Genomic DNA, 21059 nt, shown 5'->3' with positions numbered 1-21059 from the left:
GATTCTTAGTGAGTAATCGACTTCTTTTCGCGGCTATGGCCGTCTTGGCCCTGGCCGGTTGCGCCAGCGATCCGGCACCCAACGAACAAATGCGTCTGACCGAGCAGGCCCTTGAGCAAGCCAAGGCCGTCGGCGCCACCGCCGAAGACGTGCCGGAAATGAAACTGGCCGAGGACAAGTTCAACCGGGCCAAAGGCAGCATGGCGGGTGAGTCTTACAAGAATGCGCGGATGCGCTTCGAACAGGCCGAACTCGACGCACGCCTGGCGGAGGCCAAAGTCCTGACCCAGAAGAGCGAGGAGCAAGTGAACGTGCTCAACACCCGCATCGTCCGACTGCGCAAGCAACTGGGGAATGCCCAATGAGCCTGAAGTCCAAAACTCTCGGCGCTCTGATCCTCGCCGGTTGCGCCAGCCTGTACGGCTGCGCCGGTCAGCACAGCGAAACCGCATTGCAGCAGGCCAGCAGCGACTTCCAGAAGGTCAAGGAAGATTCCAACGTGCTGCGTATCGCGCCGAAAGATGTGATCCGCGCCGGTGAGTCCCTGGCCCGCGCCGATCGTCTGTCGACGTACTGGGGCAGCGGCTCGGACGTGGTGCATTACGCCTACCTGAGTCAGCGCTACAGCGAAATCGCCCGTGAGCACACCAATCAGGTGCTCAACGAAGAACGTGTGGCGAAGCTGGAACTTGAACGCCAGCGCCTGCAACTGGCCCTGCGCGAGTCCAAACTGTTGAGCGTGCAACAGCAGGGCAAATGGCTGGAAGAGCAGATCGTTGCGCTGGCCACCACCCAGACCGATCGTGGTCTGGTGATGACCCTCGGTGACGTGCTGTTCGATACCGGCGAAGCTGAACTGAAAAACTCGGCCAACCGCGTGGTGCTGAAGATCGTGCAGTTTCTGCAACTGAACCCGAAACGCATCGTGCGCATCGAGGGCTACACCGACAGCACCGGCGGCAAGCAGGAAAACCTCAAGCTTTCCCGCGACCGCGCACAGTCGGTGGCCGACGTGTTGACGGACCTGGGCATCGACGAAAAACGCATTCAGGTCGAAGGCTACGGCGATGAATACCCGGTGGACGCGAACGCTTCCGAGCGTGGACGTGCGCAGAACCGTCGGGTGGAAATCGTGTTCTCCGACGAAAAAGGCCAGCTCGGCGCCGCCCGCTGAGGGGGGCGTTACTGGAAAGCCCGGGCTGTCAGGCAGCGCCGGGCTTTTTTACGTCTGTCGATTACCTCACAAAGCAGTACAGATTTAACCGACACAGCACTGTATGGTTGACTAATATGGCAACTGTCCCAGTACACTTCCAAACTGTTCCGGTATTGTTTCACACAAGAATAAAACGCCCGTGAAATCGAGTGCTGCGTCATGACCAATCTCTTGCTCTACCAACGTATTGCTCAACAGCTGGCCGAAGATATCCGCCGTGGCGTCTATCAACCGGGCGAGCGCGTACCTTCGGTGCGCAAGATGAGTTCGCAGCTCAACGTCAGCCATGCCACGGTGTTGCAGGCTTACGCCAATCTCGAGGATCAGGGCCTGATCCGTGCGCGGCCGCAGTCCGGTTACTATGTCCACCAGACTCCCGCACTGACGGCGCCCACGCCGGACATCGCCCGGGTCGAACGGCCAGGCCTGGTCACCCGCAGCAGCATCATTCAGCAAGTGCTGGTCGAATCCCGTCGTGAAGGCGTGTTCCCGCTGGGGGCGGCGGTGCCGAGTGTCGATTACTTGCCGGTGCGCGCCCTGCATCAGCAGTTGGCCAAGGTCACCCGGTTTCACAGCCCTCGGGCGTTCAGCTACATGTTCAGCCCCGGTTTCGAGCCGCTGCGCCGGCAGGTGGCGATCCGCATGCGCGATGCAGGCGTGGTCGTTGACCCTTCGGAAGTGGTGATCACCCACGGCTGCGTCGACGCATTGCAGATGTCATTGCGAGTGCTGACCCGCCCCGGCGACCTGATCGCCGCCGAATCACCGACCTATTACGGCCTGTTGCAACTGGCCGACCTGCTGGGCCTGAAGGTCATCGAGATTCCCAGCGACCCCGCCACCGGCATGAGCCTCGAAGCCCTGCAACTGGCGGCCAATCAATGGTCGATCAAGGCGCTGGTACTGACCACCCGCCTGAGCAATCCACTCGGCGGCACCATGCCCGAAGAGCGGCAGAAACAGCTGCTGCGACTGGCCTCGGATTTCGATATCCAGATCGTCGAAGACGACATCTACGGCGAGTTGATGTTCGAGCAGGGGCGCACCAAGTCGCTCAAGGCTTACGACCGGCTAGACCGGGTGATTTATTGCTCGAGCTTTTCCAAGACCTTATCGCCCGGTGTGCGCATCGGCTGGATGATCGCCGGCAAGTACCAGCAGGAAATCCAGCGCTTGCAGACCTTCAGCACTCATTCGGCGTGCAGCGTCACCCAAATGGCCATCGCGGCGTACCTGGAAAACGGCGGCTATGACCGGCATTTAAGGTACATCCGCCAGGAATACCGAAAAAATCTCAGCGCATTCCAGCTGGCGGTTCAGCAGTATTTTCCCGAAGGCACGCAGATGACCCGGCCCACCGGCGGATTCATTCTGTGGGTCAGCCTGCCGGGGCGGGTCAACACCCAGGAATTGCACGTGCGGGCGCTGCAACAGGGCATCAGCATTGCGCCGGGTCTGATCTTCAGCAACACCGAGCAGTTCAACCACTGCATCCGGTTGAACTGCGGCATCCCGTGGAATCGCGAGGCGGAACGGGCGCTGATGACCCTCGGCATATTGGCGACACAGCTCTGCCAGGAGATGGTCGGCGGATTCTGAAACAATGGCGGAGCTTGTCATGTGGCGTCCAACAGGCGAGCATATGGCCCTCTGCCGTCAGCTTCGTTGGGTTCATGAAAGCGAAATTTTCTGCCGCCTGGGTTGTGCTATGCCTGCTGTTGATGGGTCATGTACCCGGTGTTTTGGCGGCTGCAGCGCAGGAAAAGGCGCCGGCCACTGCCAACGCGAAAAAACCGGCGACGACCAAAAAAATCGCTCCAGCGAAAACCACACAGCAGAAAAAGGCTGCTCCGGTCAAGAAGCGCGCACCGGTCGCTACCAAGTCAAAGTCGGCGAAAGAAGTGGCCAAGACGCCATTGCCGTCTGCGAAGCTCGACTTGAGTCTGCCCAAAGACATGGTTCAGGAATTGAAACCCCCCGGCTCCGTGACGCTGCCCAAGCGCGAAGCGATCCTGCCGCAGATGTTCGGTGACAAGAACAGCGGGTTCCAGCTCAATGGACGCTTGCTCAGCAACGAAATGCAGCTGCAACTGCGCAATGAAGAGCGCCGGGAAGTCGAAGGCGCGGCGCTGGATTTCGAGTTCAAGCAATAAATCGTCCCCGTCGGTGACCCGCAGACCAGACGCTTTGTCGGAGACTGGTCAGTCATTTTCGTTTCTGCGTAAAAACCCCGGCTCAGGGAATTTAAAACAGCCGTTTAAGCGGTTACCCTGTCCCGCGTCCCTTTAACACATTGCCCGCTGCGAGGAACGCGTCGTCATGAAATGCCGTGAAGGCTGTGGCGCCTGCTGTATTGCCCCTTCCATCAGTTCGCCGATTCCAGGCATGCCCGATGGCAAACCTGCCGGTGAACGCTGCGTTCAGTTGTCGGTCGATAACCTGTGCAACATTTTCGGCCGACCGGAGCGTCCGGCGGTCTGTTCAGGATTCAAGGCCGATCCGGAAGTCTGCGGCAGCAGCCAGGAAGATGCGATCAGACTGCTCGGCTGGTGGGAGCAGATGACGGCGGCGTGATGTGTCAAACGAACGGAACTTCAACAATAAGGAATAAGACTATGGGTTCGCTGCATCGTATCGCTGTGTTGTGTGGTTTGACTGCCGTGCTGGCCACCTCGGCCGCCCAGGCTGAAGACTGGAAAGTCGCCAAGAACGAAGACGGCATCAAAGTCTCCCTGAGCGAAGTGCCGGGTTCGGACTACAAGTCTTATCAGGGCGTGACCGTGATGAAGACCACCATCGCCAAACTGCGCGCCCTGCAGGAAGACGTCTCCGGTGCCTGCGCCTGGATTCACGAGTGCAAGACCCAGAAACTGCTCAAGCACGAAGGTGACCAGAGCTGGACGTACACTCAGTTCAACACCCCATGGCCAGTGACCCCGCGCGATTCCATCCTGCATGTCACCACCGTTGAAGGCGCCGATGGCAGCCTGACCCGTAATCTCGAAGGTGTGCCGAAGTACCTTCCTGAAGAAAAAGGCTTTGTGCGGGTTGCGCAGGTCAAAGGCTTCTGGAAGTTCGTGCCAAAAGGCGATCAGGTTGAAGTGACCTATCAGGTACACACCGAGCCAGGTGGCAGCGTGCCGTCGATGATCGCCAACAAGTTTGTGGTCGACGCACCGTTCAATACCCTGAAAGCCTTGAGAGAACGCGCCGAGAAGTAACTGTCGCGTTCATCTGTAAACGCCCCGAAGAACTCGGGGCGTTTTGTTTTCCAGGTTTATTGTGTTTCCGGATATGCGTTGAACGAAATTTTCACAAACGCTTCAAGACAATTCGCCCGCACTGTTCGCACCTGTATCGATGCGCCATGCCTTGAATGAAAGCGTCCGGCGGCGGGCACTAATCAATGGCAATGCCGTCGGTGATCGTGCAACATTTGCGCTCCGCGCAAGCCCCGGGGCCTGGAATGGCCAACAGAGGGCAGGGCGCAGCCGTATTTTTTGCAACTTCAACTTCCAATGGGTCCTAAAACGACATGGCAAACCCGGACGCCCTGAGTCAGCAGCGATCTTCCAGTCGCCTGCTGCAACCGACCGTCAAATCGCATCTGGCCTACACGCTTCTGTGCGCGCTGGTCATGATGGTGATGTTTTCCGTGCTGCGCCTCGCGCTGCTGGTCTACAACCGCGAGATGATCCTCGACACCCCGGCCTCGACTTTCCTCGAAGCCTTCGCCAACGGCCTGCGTTTCGATGTGCGTCTGGTGGTGTATGTCTGCATTCCGCTGGTGCTGGCGCTGTTCAGTGCCCGGGCCATGGCGGCGCGCGGGTTCTTCCGTCTGTGGCTGACCATCGCTTCGAGCATCGCGCTGTTCCTCGGCCTGATGGAGATGGACTTCTACCGCGAATTCCACCAGCGCCTCAACGGTCTGGTGTTCCAGTACGTGAAGGAAGACCCGAAAACCGTGATGAGCATGCTCTGGTACGGTTTCCCGGTGGTGCGTTACCTGCTGGCGTGGGCCGTGGGCACGCTGATCCTGACCCTGGCGTTCAAGGGCGCCGACCGTCTGACTCGGCCGCGTGGCCCGTTCAGCGGTGGCAATGTCGGCACCCGTCAGGTGGCACCGTGGTATGCGCGTCTGGCGGTATTCGTGGTGTGCCTGCTGATCTGCGTGGTGGCCGCTCGCGGCACTCTGCGCCAAGGCCCGCCGCTGCGTTGGGGTGACGTGTACACCACTGAATCGAACTTCGCCAACCAGCTCGGCCTCAACGGCACGCTGTCGCTGATCGCGGCGGCCAAGGACCGCATGGGCGAGGATCGCGACAACATCTGGAAAGCCACGCTGCCGCAGGATCAGGCACAGAAAGTGGTCCGCGACATGCTGGTGATGCCGGACGACAAACTGGTGGATACCGATATCGCCGCCGTGCGTCGCGAATACACACCGCCTGCCGACAAGACCCTGCCGATCAAGAACGTCGTCGTGATCCTGATGGAAAGCATGGCCGGTCACTCGGTGGGCGCACTGGGCGCGCCGGGCAACATCACGCCGTACCTCGACAAGCTGTCGAAAGAAGGCCTGCTGTTCGACCGTTTCTTCTCCAACGGCACCCACACCCACCAGGGGATGTTTGCCACCATGGCGTGCTTCCCGAACCTGCCGGGTTTCGAATACCTGATGCAGACCCCGGAAGGCAGCCACAAACTGTCCGGCCTGCCGCAGTTGCTCAGTGCGCGTGACTATGACGACGTGTACGTCTACAACGGTGACTTTGCCTGGGACAACCAGTCCGGTTTCTTCAGCAACCAGGGCATGACCAACTTCGTTGGCCGCAACGATTTCGTCAACCCGGTGTTCTCTGATCCGACCTGGGGCGTGTCCGACCAGGACATGTTCGACCGTGGTCTGGTGGAGCTCAAGGCGCGGGAAAACGGCAAGCCGTTTTATGCGCTGCTGCAGACCTTGTCCAACCACACGCCGTACGCCTTGCCGACGCCGTTGCCGGTCGAGCGTGTCACCGACCGTGGCCCGCTCAACGAGCACCTGACCGCCATGCGTTATGCGGACTGGGCGCTGGGTCAGTTCTTCGAGAAGGCCCGTAAAGAGCCGTACTTCAAGGAAACCCTGTTCGTCATCGTCGGCGACCACGGTTTCGGCAACGAGCGTCAGATCACCGAAATGGATCTGGGCCGCTTCAACGTACCGATGCTGATGATCGCACCGGGCATCCAGGAAAAATTCGGTACCCGTGACCACACCGTCGGCACTCAGGTCGACATCGTGCCGACCATCATGGGTCGCCTCGGTGGCGAAGTGCGCCATCAGTGCTGGGGCCGCGATCTGCTGAATCTGCCGCAGGGTGACACTGGTTTCGGTGTGATCAAGCCGTCGGGCAGCGAGCAGACCACCGCCATCGTCACTGCCGACCAGATCCTGGTACTGCCGAAAGACAAGGAAATGGCGCCGAAGATCTATCAATACGAGCTGGGCGCGAACCCGCACGCCGAAGTGGTGCCGGATGCACCGCGCACTGCCGAGCTGAAACTCAAGCTTGAAGCGTTCCTGCAAACAGCGACCAAGAGCCTGATCGACAACACCGCCGGTGTGGTTAACGGCAAGCCGGACTGATCAGTCGGCACAATAAAAAAGAGGCCCTTGCAAGGGCCTCTTTTTTTTGTCGGTCAAACAGTCATATCCGACCGAGTAACAGCAGCACCAACAGGACTACCAGCACTACACCGATAATGCCCGAAGGGCCGTAACCCCAACTTCTGGAGTGCGGAAAGACCGGCAGACCACCGATCAGCAACAGGATCAGGATAATGATAAGAATTGTGCCCATGTCGAATTCCTTGTTGATAGTGTCTGAGAAGTCTTGATGTTCAAGGGCAGCTGAAAGTTGAACTAAATCCAGCCGGCTTACAAATTCCGACCGGTGCGCGTAAAAGAAAATTCAATGTTTTTTTAAGTTATTTGGCTCGCGCACTTATTTCGTTTGTTGCTGCGGTTTGCTCTCGCCATTCAGCAATCTGATGGAGCGTGGGTCGCCCGGTATCCTTCGCTACACTCCGCGCATCTTCCCCGGAACAACAAGGCTGTCTGCTATGCAAAATCGCATGATGATCACTGGCGCGGGCTCAGGCCTGGGTCGCGAAATCGCGCTGCGCTGGGCGCGTGAAGGCTGGCAACTGGCCTTGTCTGATGTCAGCGAGCCCGGTTTGCAAGAGACCCTCAAACTCGTTCGCGAAGCCGGTGGCGATGGCTTCATCCAGCGCTGTGACGTGCGCGATTACAGCCAGCTCACCGCGTTTGCCCAGGCCTGCGAAGAGAAACTTGGCGGCATCGACATCATCGTTAACAACGCCGGTGTGGCCTCGGGCGGTTTCTTCAGCGAGTTGTCGCTGGAAGACTGGGACTGGCAGATCGCGATCAATCTGATGGGCGTGGTCAAGGGCTGCAAGGCGTTCTTGCCGTTGCTGGAGCAGAGCAAGGGCAAGATCATCAACATCGCCTCGATGGCTGCGCTGATGCAGGGCCCGGCGATGAGCAACTACAACGTGGCCAAGGCCGGAGTGGTGGCGCTGTCGGAAAGCCTGTTGATCGAACTGGCCCAGCAGGAAGTCGGGGTTCATGTGGTTTGCCCGTCGTTCTTCCAGACCAACCTGCTGGATTCTTTCCGGGGCCCGACGCCGGCGATGAAAACCCAGGTCGGCAAGTTGCTGGAAAGTTCGCCGATCACCGCCAGCGATATTGCCGACTACATCTACAAGCAGGTCGCGGCCGGCGAGTTCATGATCCTGCCCCACGAACAAGGGCGCATGGCCTGGGCGCTCAAACAGAAGAATCCGCAGCTGCTGTACAACGAAATGACCGCAATGGCCGAAAAGATGCGCGCCAAGGCCAAACAGAACAATGGCTGAACTTGCCCGGGGTTCGCCGCATCGTTAGGGTGGCCGCAACAGTCACCCTGACGAGATGTCTTGCATGCTCAATTACCTGTGGTTTTTCCTCGCCGCGCTGTTCGAAATCGCTGGCTGTTTCGCGTTCTGGATGTGGTTGCGCCAGGGCAAGAGCGCCTTGTGGGTGATTCCGGCACTGCTCAGCCTGACCCTGTTCGCGCTGCTGTTGACACGTGTCGAAGCGACCTACGCCGGTCGCGCCTACGCCGCTTACGGCGGCATCTACATCATTGCTTCGATTGGCTGGCTGGCGGTGGTCGAACGCATCCGCCCGTTGGGTTCGGACTGGATCGGTGTGGCGCTGTGTGTGATCGGGGCGAGTGTGATCCTGTTCGGTCCACGATTCACCGCGACTTGAATGGCTGGCTTGAAGGAAATGTCTGAAGGCTTGCGCGCCTTGCTGTGTAGGGAATGACTGAATTGCCCACAGCGCATTGTAGGGCGGTCGAAACCCGCGCATCTTCAAGGCTCGCAAACCTTGAAGGACAACCCCCATGCTTGTACTCAGCCGTGTTGTCGGTGAACTGATTTCCATCGGCGACAACATCACTCTGCGCGTTCTGGCGGTCAACGGCTCCAGCGTGCGGTTCGGCGTCGAAGCGCCGGAGCAGGTCGGCGTGCACCGCGCCGAGGTCTACGAACGGATCCAGCGCAAACAGGCCAGCGGCAAGGGCCGCTGACCGTTTTCAGTCGAACAGGTGCTTGGGCACGTCGTGCTTGAGCATCAACTGGCATTGCTCGCTTTCGGGATCGAAGACAATCAGCGCCTGACCTTTGGTCAATGCCTGGCGAACCCGCAGTACGCGAGTTTCCAGCGGCGTATCGTCACCGTTATCGGTACCGTCGCGGGTGACGAAATCCTCGATCAGGCGGGTGAGGGTGTCGACTTCGAGCGCGTCGTGGGGAATCAGCATGGGCACCTCGGCTAAATCAATGTCGGGATGCTACGGCGAATGATCGCCGAGGGCCAGACTCAACTGTCCGCGCGTTGCCCCACCAAGCTGTCCACCGATGGCACGCGGGTGTCGCTCTCCATCTGCGTTTCGTGTTCGATCTGATGACTGAAGCGATCCAGTGACCCGGTGGCCGGTTGTGCGTCGCTGGCGAACACCGGCGGACTCAGAATGTACGCCCCCAGCAAGCGACTGAGCGCCGCGAGGCTGTCGATGTGCGTGCGCTCGTAGCCGTGAGTCGCGTCGCAGCCGAAGGCGAGCAGGGCGGTGCGGATGTCGTGACCGGCGGTGACCGCCGAATGGGCATCGCTGAAGTAATAGCGGAACAGATCTCGGCGCACCGGCAGTTCGTGCTCACCGGCCAGGCGCAACAGGTGTCGCGACAGATGATAGTCGTAAGGCCCGCCGGAATCCTGCATCGCCACGCTCACCGCATGTTCGCTGGAATGCTGGCCCGGCGCGACCGGAGCAATGTCGATGCCGACGAATTCGCTGACGTCCCACGGGAGGGCCGCCGCCGCGCCGCTGCCCGTTTCCTCGGTGATGGTGAACAGCGGATGGCAGTCGATCATCAGCTCCTGACCACTGTCGACGATGGCTTTCAACGCTGCCAGCAGTGCCGCGACACCGGCCTTGTCGTCCAGATGGCGGGCGCTGATGTGGCCGCTTTCGGTGAACTCCGGCAGGGGGTCGAAAGCCACGACATCGCCGACGCTGATGCCCAGCGAATCACAATCGGCGCGGGTCGCGCAGTAGGCGTCCAGTCGCAGCTCGACGTGATCCCAGCTGATCGGCATCTCATCCACAGCGGTATTGAAGGCATGCCCGGACGCCATCAACGGCAACACACTGCCGCGAATCACGCCGTTGTCGGTGAACAGGCTGACGCGGCTGCCCTCGGCGAACCGGCTCGACCAGCAGCCGACCGGTGCGAGGGTCAGGCGCCCGTTGTCTTTCACCGCGCGCACGGCAGCACCGATGGTGTCCAGGTGCGCCGAGACCGCACGGTCGGGGCTGTTTTTCTTGCCTTTAAGGGTGGCGCGGATTGTGCCGCGACGGGTCATCTCGAAGGGAATGCCGAGTTCTTCCAGACGCTCGGCGACGTAACGCACGATGGTGTCGGTGAACCCGGTCGGGCTGGGAATGGCGAGCATTTCCAGCAGGACTTTCTGCAGGTAGTTCAGATCCGGTTCGGGAATTTGGGTGGTCATGGAAACTCCTGTTGCGGGGCGTCATTCGCGCGTTGAACGCGGGAATGACGCTGAAGAGAGATCAAACGGCCGGCTGACTGTGCGGAAACAACAGATCGACAAACCGTTCCGCCGTCGGTTGCGGCTCATGGTTGGCGAGACCCGCTCGCTCGTTGGCTTCGATGAACACGTACGCCGGTTGATCCGCCGCCGGCACCATCAGGTCGAGGCCGACCATCGGGATTTCCAGCGCCCGGGCCGCACGCACGGCAGCCTCGGCCAGAGTCGGGTGCAGGATCGCCGTGACGTCTTCCAGCGTGCCGCCGGTGTGCAGGTTCGCCGTGCGCCGCACGAACAGATGCTCACCCGCCGGCAGGATGCTGCTGTAGTCGTAACCGGCGGCGTGCAAGGTGCGTTGGGTTTCGTGGTCCAGCGGGATTTTGCTCTCGCCGCTGGTAGCCGCTTGCCGTCGCCGGCTCTGTGCTTCAATCAGTGCGCCGATGGAATGATGGCCGTCGCCGACCACTTCCGCGGGGCGGCGGATCGCCGCTGCAACCACCTCGAAACCGATCACCAGAATCCGCAGGTCGAAGCCTTCGTGAAAGCTTTCCAGCAACACGCGAGTGTCGAACTGCCTGGCCGCTTCGATGGCCTGCTGCACGTCCTCAATGGTCTGCAGATCCACCGCCACGCCTTGACCCTGTTCGCCGTCCAGCGGTTTGACCACCACACGCTGGTGTTCATCAAGGAACGCCAGATTGTCGTCCGCATTACCTGCCAATTGCTGCGACGGCACCTTCAACCCGGCGGCTTTCAAAACCTTATGAGTCAGGCTCTTGTCCTGGCACAGGTTCATGCTGATAGCGCTGGTCAGGTCGCTCAGGGATTCGCGGCAACGCACCCGTCGCCCGCCATGACTGAGCGTGAACAGACCGGCGTCGGCGTCATCCACTTGCACGTCGATGCCGCGCCGATGCGCTTCCTCGACGATGATTCGCGCGTAAGGGTTGAACTGCGCCTCCGGGCCAGGGCCGAGAAACAGCGGCTGATTGATGCCGTTCTTACGCTTGATGGCGAACGTCGGCAGGTTGCGAAAGCCGAGTTTGGCGTAGAGGTTTTTCGCCTGGCGGTTATCGTGCAGTACCGACAGATCGAGATAGCTCAGACCCCGGCTCATAAAGTGCTCGATCAGATGCCGTACCAACACTTCGCCGACGCCGGGACGTGAACACTGCGGATCGACCGCCAGGCACCACAGGCTGCTGCCGTTTTCCGGGTCGTTGTAGGCTTTCTGGTGATTGAGCCCCATGACGCTGCCGATCACCGCGCCGCTGTCATCGTCTTCCGCCAGCCAGTACACCGGGCCGCCCTGATGGTGCGGGGTGAGCAGGGTGGCGTCGATCGGCAACATGCCGCGCGCCTGATACAGCTGATTGATCCCCTGCCAGTCCGCGTCACTTTGTGCGCGGCGAATGCGAAAGCCACGAAACACGCGGGTGGCCTGGCGATAATCGCTGAACCACAAACGCAGGGTGTCGGACGGGTCGAGAAACAGTTGGGTCGGTTCCAGCCCGAGAATCTGCTGCGGCGCGGCGACGTACAAGGCTATATCGCGCTCGCCCGGCTGCTCGTTAAGCAGTTCCCGGGCAAGGCTGGCCGGATCGGGGAAGGTATGGCCGATCAGCAGCCGGCCCCAGCCGCAGTGCACTGCAATCGGCTCGGCAGCCGGCTCGCTGCCATCTTCGGCCAGACGCGCCTGCAAGCGTTCGTAGGACGGCGTCTGGCCGCGCAGCAGTCGCTGGCTGTAAGCCGTGGCGTGAGGTTTCATCAATCAGATTCCTTGTTCGCTGAGCCACAGGTTCAGGGCCGCCAGTTGCCACAGCTTGGAGCCGCGCAGCGGGGTCAACTGGCCTTGTGGATCGGTCAGCAATTGGTCGAGCATGGCCGGGTTGAACAGGCCGCGATCCTGACTCGGATCCAGCAGCAGTTCGCGGACCCAGCTCAGGGTCTCGCCCTGTAAATGCTTGAGGCCCGGCACCGGGAAGTAACCTTTTTTGCGGTCGATCACTTCGCTCGGGATGACCAGTCGCGCAGCTTCTTTCAACACCTGCTTGCCGCCGTCCGGCAGTTTGAACTGGCCCGGAATGCGCGCCGACAACTCCACCAACCGATAGTCGAGAAACGGCGTGCGCGCCTCCAGTCCCCAGGCCATGGTCATGTTGTCGACACGTTTGACCGGGTCATCCACCAGCATCACCGTGCTGTCCAGACGCAGGGCCTTGTCGACTGCCGCATCGGCGCCGGGCTGTGCGAAATGTTCCTTCACGAAGTCACCGGCGGCGTCATTGGCGGTCAGCCATTTCGGCTGCACCGTCGCGGCGTAATCGTCGTAGCTGCGGTCGAAAAACGCCTCGCGATAAGCTGCGTACGGATCGGCCGCGCCGTCGACTTGCGGATACCAGTGATAACCGGCGAACAACTCGTCGGCACCCTGACCGCTCTGCACAACCTTGCAGTGCTTGGCCACTTCTCGGGACAGCAGATAGAAGGCGATGCAGTCGTGGCTGACCATCGGCTCGCTCATGGCGCGGAAAGCGGCGGGCAGTTGTTCGATGATCTCTTTTTCGTCGATGCGCAGTTGATGGTGCTGGGTGCCGTAGTGCTTGGCGATCAGATCGGAGTACTGGAATTCGTCGCCGCGCTCGCCCCCGGCATCCTGGAAACCGATGGAGAAGGTCGACAGATTCTCCACGCCGACTTCGCGCAGCAGGCCGACGAGCATGCTCGAATCGACACCGCCGGAAAGCAGCACACCAACATCCACCGCCGCCCGTTGGCGGATGGCTACGGCTTCGCGGGTGCTGTCGAGTACGCGGTCACGCCAGTCTTCCAGGGTCAGGTTTTTCTCGTCGGCGTGTGGGCCGTAGGGCAGGGTCCACCAGGTTTTCTGCTCGGTGGTGCCGTCCGCTTCAATGCGCATCCAGCTCGCGGGTGGCAGCTTTTCGATGCCCGCCAGCAAGGTGCGCGGCGCAGGTACCACGGCGTGGAAATTCAGGTAATGGTTGAGCGCCACCGGATCGAGGATCGGGTTGATGTCACCGCCCTTGAGCAGTGCCGGCAGGGCCGAGGCAAAACGCAGGCGCTGGCCGGTGCGCGACAGGTACAGCGGCTTCACGCCGAGACGGTCGCGGGCAATGAACAGACGCTGGGCATCACGCTCCCAGATGGCGAAGGCAAACATGCCGTTGAGTTTCGGCAGCAGCGCTTCGCCCCAGGCGTGATAACCCTTGAGCAGCACTTCGGTGTCGCCGCCGGAGTAAAACGCATAACCGAGCGCTTCGAGTTCGGCGCGCAGTTCCGGGAAGTTGTAGATCGCGCCATTGAAGGCCAGGGACAGCCCCAGTTGGCTGTCGATCATCGGCTGCGCCGAACCGTCCGACAGGTCCATGATTTTCAGGCGTCGATGGCCCAGGGCAATCGGCCCTTGGGCATGGAAGCCCCACGCATCAGGGCCGCGAGGGGCCAGGTGATGGGTGATTCGCTCAATGGCTGCAAGGTCTGCAGGTTGTTGATCAAAACGTAACTCGCCAGCTAATCCGCACATAAAGTCCTTACCGGTTTTTCCGTTGGGGAAGGTGTCGCTGTACCGCGCCGAAATGGCCGGTACCCAGAAACTGACCCGGCTCGGATGTGGGAGTTTTAGAACGATCAGTTATAAGTACATCGATCTGACCGGTGGGCCGTTAACATCTGGGTTGAGGTTGCGGGTGGTAGATATGTATTCAAAACATACGGATTGCTGCTGGTTTTCCGCCTCGAACATGCAGGTTTTCGTGTTTTTTATTCGCCCTCGGGATCGCTAGGGTGGGGGTACTCAATAGCAATAAAGGAATATTGCCCATGACCACTCCACCGCTATCGGGGACACCGGCCACCCTCACGGAAGAACAGACACTGAGCATTTTGCTGGAGGCCACCGGCGATCTGGACACGGCCCAGGCCTTGCAGAAAAACCTGCCTTCCGCGCTGCTCAAAACCGGTGCCGACACACTGGCCGCGCTGGATAAGGCTGCGCGTGATCTGCAGGCCATTCAGTGGAAAGTCGAGACGCATCTTGACCGGCTGCAACCGCTGAACAGTTTTTGCATTGATGTGTTGAACCGCGCGCTGAGCGCCCGATGGCACGCAGTGTTCAATGTCGAGAAAGATCATCTGCAATTGCCCGGCAATTACTGTGGATGCGAGCCCGTGGTCCCGCCGGGGGGCGGTCCGGCGATCATTCCGTTCGCCACGCCCACGCTGCTCGAGGCCGCGATGCAGAACTTCACGGAGGACGAGGCGCAACCCGATTATTTCCCCGAGGGCAGTGTGATACGGATCTCCAGCGCGCCTGCCGGGGTTCCGGGCCTGACGCCCACATCGTTCGCCGCCTTTTGTCGAGAGCTGAACCTGGGACAGCGGTATCAACAACACTTCCTGCAGGTGTTCGGTGTCAAGGAAGTGGATGGAAACCTGGCGGCCACCGGTCCCGTGGTTCTCGACATCACCGCAATGAAAAAACAACTGCTGCAACTGGACCTGCATCTGGCGATGTTGAGGGAACACGTCTCTCGGGAGGGGGTGCAGACGATACAGCGCTTGATTGATGCCGGTGGCGTCGCCACTGCCAGAAGCCTTCAGTTCAAGGGGCGTGCGCTGATCATGCAAGGGATCGAATTGCTCGGCAGTTGTATCTGGGGTGTGGTGGTGTTCTCTGAGTCTTCGGTCGAGCTGAACCCGGATCAATGGTGCCTGGTGTACATGCCGGGAGAGCCGGATCAACCCCTTTACGAGTACGCCCGTTTCACGGCGTTCATGGCGTATCTTGAGTTCAGGCTGAGGGTGGGCAGCTACAGAAGCTATTTCACGCATTGCATCGGCGAAGGCGACAGGCTCGACTTTTTCAAGACTTTCGCGGATACCGGCAGCCTGGGGCACGTCAGGCAATTGGAGATGCCTGGTCCGCTGTTCGAGTTCATGCTCAAGAGTCATGTCGGCAAGCTGCAACTCGATGCCCGTGTGCTCGCTGTACCGACTGAAGATGTCGACGAGGAGGCGCGCAGGACACGCCTGCTGCATTACCTGGACGCCGGCATGACGGTGGCTAACGTAGCGGGTTTTGTCGTACCGGTGCTGGGAGAGTTGATGATGGGCGTTGCCATCGGACAGATGCTCGCGCAGGTATATGAAGGCGTCGATGACTGGAGCCGGGGAGATCGTCAGGAAGCGTTTTCACACCTGCTGAGCGTCGCCGAGAACCTTGTCCTGATGGCCGTCGTGGGGGCCGGCATCAAAGGCTTGAAATCCCTGGCGATCAGAACAATTCGAAAACATCCTGATTTCTTCCAGCCATTCACTGCAATTCTCGATGGGAAGGGGCAGTCACGGTTGTGGAAGCCGGACCTGCAAGCATATGAACAATCCTTACCGGTGGGGGCTGCCCCCGATTCTGAAGTCATGGACTTGTACCGGGGCGACGACAGGTTTTTTGCCCGTGTCGACCAACGCTTCTATGAGGTGGTGCATGATCCGGCTTCCGATACCTGGAGTATCCGGCATCCTGTCCGTCCCGATGCTTACGCTCCGCCACTCAAGCCCCATCGACATGGAGGCTGGCGCCATGCCTGGGAGGAAAGCGAGCAGTGGAGCGGTGCCTACACCCTCAGGCGCATCGACCCGAGCCTGGGCAGGTTCGAGGACAGTCGCCTGGAGATGATCCGGCGGTTGACCGACACTCGATTCGATGAGTTGCATCGTCTGAGTGACGACAATCTGTCTTGGCCCCCGCGTTTGCGCGACATGATCGAGCGCTTTGGCATCGAACGCAGATTGCGTGATTTCGTTTCCGCCATGGAACGGGGCGAGGCAACCGATGCCCGTCATGTTCAGGAGCAATTGCACGCGTTGCCCGAACTCGCCAACTGGCCGACCGATCGCTACATCAAGGTCGTGGACGAAAAAGGCCGTCTCACCGCGACCTATCCTCCTGTGTCAATTGACGATGACACTCTGAGCATTGTCGTGAGCCATGAGCAACTGGAAAAAGGCGAGTTGCTGCAAACCGTTCTGGACGGCATCTACCCCAGGGAAGCCGAAGCATTGGTGGGTGCGAACATTGCCCCGGCTGATGCAAGCGTCAAGCTGGCGCAAGTGATCGGGGCGGCGGTCAAGGCTGATCGTCGCTCGGTTTTCGACCACCTGTACCGGCAGTTCGATCGTGGTCTCGCCGGTGAGTCGGTCAAGCTGCACAGCGCTTTTCCCGGGCTGCCGGTACGGTATGCGCGAGAATTGCTCAGGCGCACGCCGACTGTCGAGCGGATGCACCTGCGCAGCACCGGGCGAGTGCCCATGGGCCTGGCACAGAGGGCCCGTCAGGCCTTGAGCGATGTCCGTGTGGATCGGGCGCTGGCCGGCTTTTACCTGGCTGACATCGCCAGTGCCGATACCAGGAAACTGGCGCTGCGCCTGTTACCCCGGCTCGCTGGCTGGAATACCGAGTTCTACCTTGAACTGCGGGCCAACACACTCAACGGTGAGGTACTGGAGACGTCAGGCGAGAAACCGCTTTTGACTTCGAATTCATGCACGCTGGTCCGACTCGACAATGGTTACGAAGTGTTCGGCAGCGACAGGAAGTCGCTCGGCAAAGTGGTGCCCGGACCGGAGGACGTCTATCACGCGATCCTCAAAGGCCTTCCAATGCGGCAGCGCAAGGCCATCGGATTTGCGCAGCCGAAGCCGGAAGATGGCTGGCGCCTGCGCCATAAACTGTTGGCAAGCGCTCTGGATGAGCGTGAAGGCTGTGCCCGGGTGTTGGCAGGCGGTCGGATGCCACCGGCCATTTCCGAGCCTGCGTGTACGCTCGCCAATTCGCCCGTCGGGCCGGCAAGGCATTCGCAACGTTTGCTGCGCAAAGTGAAGAAGCTCTATCCCTTGATGACTGACGTACAAGCCGATGAGTTTCTTGACCAGGCGGGCAGCGACCCAATGACCAGGGCGATCCGGGTTCGGCAGTTGCAGGAGGATCTGCGCCGGCTGCAGGAAGTTCTGGACATCTGGAGCGAGGATGAAACGGCCATGAAGGCCTTGGGCGGCGATCTGAATGAGGTACACGAGTGTCGACAGGTCGTGGCGTTCGAAATCGAAGACTGTTTTCGACGTCTGGTTTTCCTGCCCGATGACTTTCAGCGTCCCGTCTACGGTCTGAAACTCGACGGCATGCAATTCGGCAAGTTTCCGACCTTGCCGACCGGCCTGAATTTCGATCATGTCAGGCAATTGTCGCTGCGGGACATGCAGCTGGACAACGACGCCGCTTACTTTCTCAAGGCCTTCAGGCAAGTCGAATCGCTGGAACTGGACCGTAATCAACTGACCTTGTTGCCCGAGGTCATTTCGCATATGCCCAACCTCAAACGACTGAGCCTGGCCAACAACAGGATTCAATTGACCGAGCATTCGCTGGTGAAACTGGCGAAGTTGTACTCCCTGCAAAGCCTGAATCTGAGTGGCAACCCCCTGGGGGCGACAGTGGATGTCAGTCGTCTGTTCGAGTTGACTCACCTCTCCTTGCGCAATACCCGCACCACAGAACTGCCCGAAGGCCTGCAGTTTCTACCCAACCTGGATTGGGTGGACCTGCGTGACAATGAAATACGCGATCTGCCTGCCTGGCTTTTTGAAACGCCCCGCCGTTTCAGTGAAACCATCAATCTGCGTCACAACCCGATTTCCGCTGCCAGCAGAATTCACCTCGATGACTACCGGAGGACCTTCGGAGTCGGCATGGGCTACCTGGATAACGATCTCGCGCGCCTGGACGAAAACCAGGCCCGCTCGATCTGGCTGACTGAAACGGGAGGGGAGGAGGGCTCCCGGCATCTGCAAACGTGGAACGCGATCAAGGATGATACGAGGGCCGAAGGACTGTTCAGTCTGCTGGCGGAACTGGGCAATTCCGCCGAATCCGCCAGCGTACGCGAGGATATGACCCGGCGGGTCTGGACGGTGCTGGATGCGACACAGGCCGATACCGAACTGAGGGAGCAGATTTTCGATCTGGCGGCCAATCCGATCAATTGCACGGACAATGCGGCGTTGAACTTCAGCCACCTGGAAGTGGCGGTGCAAGTGCACCATGTGACCCGTGCCTCAAGGGGGCAACGGTCTTCTGCGGCGGCGCTCGTGAAGCTGGCGCGAGGGTTGTTCCGGCTTGAGCAGATTGACCGGATCGCAGCCGAACATACGCAGGCACATGGGGCCGCTGATCCTCTGGAAGTGACGCTGGCTTACCGCTCCGGTCTGGCGCAGGCACTTGAACTGCCCGGGCAACCTTCGCACATGCGTTATGCCTCGCTTGCGCAGGTGACAGGAGCGGATCTGGTGGCGGCGATCAATCGAATCCAGACCGCGGAGCTGTCTTCCGAGTGGTTGGCGTTTCTGGTTCGCCAGCACTTCTGGAGTGAATACGTGAAAAGCAGTTTTACCCGGCAGTTCGACGATGCGCGCGCACCTCACCAACAGGAAGCACTGGCGTTATTCGAGAAGGCTGAAACACTCAGCTCGGCCGACTACCTGAGTGAGATGCACCTGTGTGCCGCCCGACAGGAGCGAACGGAAAGCGCCTTGCTCGAGCAACTGACCGACCAGGTGTTGCGGCTGCTGGAGGGCAACCTCTGCGTGTTGCCCGCTGGTTGATCATTCTCCCGATGATCCGCTCATTTGCCCCGGATCAGTCGCCGCAAGGCAAACCGGTTCGGATGACACGCCTCTGCGACACTTCTGGGCAGGGGCAGCGGTTCGTTGTCCAGCCAGGCCGCAAGCAGTTCACCGGACAATGGTGCGGTGATCAGACCTCGGGAGCCATGACCGCTGTTGACGTACAGTCCGTCGAGCCAGGGACAAGGCATGCCCGGCACCTGCCGTGCATCCTTGCTCAATGCGGCGTAGATCCGGGTAAACGCTTCGCGGTCGGCGAGCGGGCCGACCATCGGCAGGTAATCGGGGCTGGTGCAACGGAAGGCTGCCCGGCCCTGAAGACTTTCGGCGTCGAGCTCGCTGACGTGCAGGCGCGCGACCAGATCGGTGGAGATCTCTTCGAGCATCGCCAGATTGCCCAGGTGTTCGGCGGTGGTCGGGGTCAGGTCGTCGCTGTTGAAGTCGAAACTGGCGCCGAGGGTGTGCTCGCCCCACCGTGCCGGTGCGACATAACCTTCGGCACACACGACAGTGGCCAGCGCCTGGCTTTGCGCAGTCTGCGCCAGGCGGGTGATCTGCCCGCGAATGCGCTTGAGGGGCAGCTCGCCGCTCTGGGCAAAACGCTTGATTTCGGCGGCACCGGCCAGCACCACGACGGGCGCTGTTGCAATCAATCGTTTACCGTCGAAGGCTTGCCATTGATCGCCCACTTTGCGCAGCTCGACGGCTTCCTGATGGGGGAGCAGTGTGACGCCCGGCTGTGCCGATTGCGCCTGACACAACGCCGGCGGATGTACCCAGCCACCCTCGGGGTAATACAAGCCGCCATGGGCCAGACCGATTCCGGCGCGGGCCTGTGCCTCGGGTTGATCGAGCCATTGCAGCAGGTCTTCGGGAAACGCGGCTGCCAGTTGTGCCTGACGCTCGCGCTCCTTCTCATTGAACGCCAGTTGCAGCACCCCGCAATCATCCCAGTCGGTGCCACGCTGCAAGGTTTCCAGCACGCGCCTTGTGTAGCCGAAACCGCTGACGATCAACTGCGAAAGTGCCGTGCCATGGGCGGACAGTTTCAGATACAGCACGCCCTGCGGATTGCCCGACGCTTCCTGTGCAACCGCGTCATGCCGTTCCAGCAGACTGACCTGCCAGCCCCGCGCCGCGAGGCTGGCCGCCGTGGCGCAACCGGCCAGACCGGCGCCGATCACCAGGGCTCGACGGTCACCTGTCAACGGTGTCGGGCGGGCGAACCACGGTTTTGCCGCCGCAGGTGGCGCAACACCCTCGGGCCAGCCGAGAAATTCGCCGCGCAGGATTTCCCATTTGTGGCCGATGCCCGGCGTGCGTTTCATCTTGAAGCCGGCGGCGTTGAGCAGGCGTCGCACCCAACCGGTGCTGGTAAACGTGCTGATGGTCGAGCCGGGTGCCGCCAGCCGGGCCAGTTCGGCGAACAGTTCGGCGGTCCACATCTCGGGGTTTTTCGCTGGCGCGAAACCGTCGAGAAACCAGGCGTCGATCTGGCCGTCCAGTTGTGGCAACTGCTCCAGCGCGTCACCGATCAACAGGGTCAGGGTTACGCGACCGTTATCCAGAACAATGCGCTGAAAGCCATGATGGATTGCCACGTAATGCTTGAGCAACTGATCGGAGAATCGCTTCAGGTCGGGCCACAACGCCAGCGCCCGTTGCAGGTCGGCAGGGCTCAACGGAAATTTTTCGACGCTGACAAAATGCAGTCGCGCACCGGCCACCGCGTGCTGTTCGAACAACTGCCAGGCGCAGAGAAAATTCAGCCCGGTGCCGAAGCCGGTTTCACCGATCACCAGTCGCCCACCCGCCGACAACGCGGCAAAACGCTCGGCCAGACGGTTCTGTTCAAGGAACACGTAGCGGGTTTCATCCAGCCCCGACTGGTCGGAAAAATACACATCGTCGAACACTCGCGAACGCGGGCGTCCCTGGTCATCCCAGTCGAGTTGGGCGTGGGGCATTACAGGTTTCATGGCA

General features: G+C 60.5%; 17 protein-coding genes. 11 read left to right on the top strand and 6 right to left on the bottom strand.

Annotated features, from left to right (window positions below; translation table 11 throughout):
• Nucleotides 1–8 precede the first annotated feature (8 nt).
• The 7 genes from CAF77_RS19645 (at nucleotide 9) to CAF77_RS19615 (ending at nucleotide 6845) form a co-directional block, all read left to right on the top strand.
• Nucleotides 9–365: a DUF4398 domain-containing protein gene (locus tag CAF77_RS19645; RefSeq protein WP_170928976.1), complete on the top strand. Its 357-nt coding sequence runs from the start codon at nucleotides 9–11 to the stop codon at nucleotides 363–365.
• Complete coding sequence (locus CAF77_RS19640; RefSeq protein WP_064383437.1) at nucleotides 362–1174, top strand: OmpA family protein; 813 nt, start codon at nucleotides 362–364, stop codon at nucleotides 1172–1174. The genes CAF77_RS19645 and CAF77_RS19640 overlap by 4 nt, the downstream gene beginning before the upstream one ends.
• Nucleotides 1175–1375: 201 nt before the next feature.
• Nucleotides 1376–2815: a PLP-dependent aminotransferase family protein gene (locus CAF77_RS19635; RefSeq protein ID WP_085655151.1), complete on the top strand. Its 1440-nt coding sequence runs from the start codon at nucleotides 1376–1378 to the stop codon at nucleotides 2813–2815.
• A gap of 74 nt (nucleotides 2816–2889) precedes the next feature.
• Nucleotides 2890–3369: a hypothetical protein gene (locus tag CAF77_RS19630; RefSeq protein ID WP_064383436.1), complete on the top strand. Its 480-nt coding sequence runs from the start codon at nucleotides 2890–2892 to the stop codon at nucleotides 3367–3369.
• Nucleotides 3370–3535: 166 nt separating this feature from the next.
• Nucleotides 3536–3790, top strand: coding sequence for a YkgJ family cysteine cluster protein (locus CAF77_RS19625; protein ID WP_007950870.1), 255 nt, complete (start codon nucleotides 3536–3538; stop codon nucleotides 3788–3790).
• 41 nt (nucleotides 3791–3831) lie between these two features.
• Nucleotides 3832–4437: an START domain-containing protein gene (locus tag CAF77_RS19620; protein WP_085655150.1), complete on the top strand. Its 606-nt coding sequence runs from the start codon at nucleotides 3832–3834 to the stop codon at nucleotides 4435–4437.
• A gap of 314 nt (nucleotides 4438–4751) precedes the next feature.
• Nucleotides 4752–6845: an LTA synthase family protein gene (locus CAF77_RS19615; protein WP_085655149.1), complete on the top strand. Its 2094-nt coding sequence runs from the start codon at nucleotides 4752–4754 to the stop codon at nucleotides 6843–6845.
• A 61-nt stretch (nucleotides 6846–6906) separates the two neighbouring features.
• Here the strand turns inward: CAF77_RS19615 and CAF77_RS19610 are convergent, their stop codons facing one another.
• Entirely contained in the window at nucleotides 6907–7059 is a 153-nt protein-coding gene (locus tag CAF77_RS19610) for a DUF3309 family protein (RefSeq protein WP_003226960.1), read from the bottom strand.
• Between the two features lie 262 nt (nucleotides 7060–7321).
• On the opposite strand from CAF77_RS19610, the gene CAF77_RS19605 reads away from it, so the two are divergent.
• The 3 genes from CAF77_RS19605 (at nucleotide 7322) to csrA (ending at nucleotide 8856) form a co-directional block, all read left to right on the top strand.
• Nucleotides 7322–8137 carry an SDR family oxidoreductase gene (locus tag CAF77_RS19605; RefSeq protein WP_064383431.1) on the top strand — a complete coding sequence of 272 codons (816 nt, stop codon included), beginning with the start codon at nucleotides 7322–7324 and terminating at the stop codon, nucleotides 8135–8137.
• Between the two features lie 64 nt (nucleotides 8138–8201).
• Nucleotides 8202–8534 (top strand): YnfA family protein, encoded by a 333-nt coding sequence (locus tag CAF77_RS19600; RefSeq protein ID WP_064383429.1) that lies wholly within the window; start codon nucleotides 8202–8204, stop codon nucleotides 8532–8534.
• Between the two features lie 136 nt (nucleotides 8535–8670).
• Nucleotides 8671–8856 carry a carbon storage regulator CsrA gene (csrA, locus tag CAF77_RS19595; RefSeq protein ID WP_007950875.1) on the top strand — a complete coding sequence of 62 codons (186 nt, stop codon included), beginning with the start codon at nucleotides 8671–8673 and terminating at the stop codon, nucleotides 8854–8856.
• Between the two features lie 6 nt (nucleotides 8857–8862).
• Here csrA and CAF77_RS19590 read toward each other — a convergent pair whose 3' ends face one another.
• The 4 genes from CAF77_RS19590 to CAF77_RS19575 all read right to left on the bottom strand — a co-directional run bounded on the left by CAF77_RS19590 (nucleotide 8863) and on the right by CAF77_RS19575 (nucleotide 13923).
• The gene (locus CAF77_RS19590; protein WP_003172962.1) at nucleotides 8863–9090 is read right to left on the bottom strand and encodes a YheU family protein; all 228 of its coding nucleotides are present in this window, start codon (nucleotides 9088–9090) and stop codon (nucleotides 8863–8865) included.
• Nucleotides 9091–9149: 59 nt separating this feature from the next.
• Complete coding sequence (locus tag CAF77_RS19585) at nucleotides 9150–10340, bottom strand: osmoprotectant NAGGN system M42 family peptidase (RefSeq protein WP_064383427.1); 1191 nt, start codon at nucleotides 10338–10340, stop codon at nucleotides 9150–9152.
• A 61-nt stretch (nucleotides 10341–10401) separates the two neighbouring features.
• Nucleotides 10402–12147 (bottom strand): N-acetylglutaminylglutamine synthetase, encoded by a 1746-nt coding sequence (gene ngg, locus CAF77_RS19580; protein WP_064383425.1) that lies wholly within the window; start codon nucleotides 12145–12147, stop codon nucleotides 10402–10404.
• Nucleotides 12148–12150: 3 nt separating this feature from the next.
• On the bottom strand, nucleotides 12151–13923 hold the full coding sequence (locus CAF77_RS19575) for an N-acetylglutaminylglutamine amidotransferase (RefSeq protein WP_064383423.1): 1773 nt from the start codon (nucleotides 13921–13923) through the stop codon (nucleotides 12151–12153).
• A gap of 296 nt (nucleotides 13924–14219) precedes the next feature.
• Between CAF77_RS19575 and CAF77_RS19570 the strand changes: the two genes are divergently transcribed.
• Nucleotides 14220–19055: an NEL-type E3 ubiquitin ligase domain-containing protein gene (locus tag CAF77_RS19570; RefSeq protein ID WP_064383421.1), complete on the top strand. Its 4836-nt coding sequence runs from the start codon at nucleotides 14220–14222 to the stop codon at nucleotides 19053–19055.
• A gap of 20 nt (nucleotides 19056–19075) precedes the next feature.
• On the opposite strand, the gene mnmC is transcribed toward CAF77_RS19570, so the two are convergent.
• Nucleotides 19076–21055 (bottom strand): bifunctional tRNA (5-methylaminomethyl-2-thiouridine)(34)-methyltransferase MnmD/FAD-dependent 5-carboxymethylaminomethyl-2-thiouridine(34) oxidoreductase MnmC, encoded by a 1980-nt coding sequence (gene mnmC / locus CAF77_RS19565; RefSeq protein WP_064383419.1) that lies wholly within the window; start codon nucleotides 21053–21055, stop codon nucleotides 19076–19078.
• Between the last annotated feature and the right edge of the window lie 4 nt (nucleotides 21056–21059).

This window comes from Pseudomonas sp. R15(2017) (assembly GCF_002112685.1).
In the GTDB taxonomy this organism is placed as follows: domain Bacteria; phylum Pseudomonadota; class Gammaproteobacteria; order Pseudomonadales; family Pseudomonadaceae; genus Aquipseudomonas; species Aquipseudomonas glycinae.
Note: the sequence above shows the minus strand (reverse complement) of the source record. Positions and strands in the feature narration are given on the sequence as shown.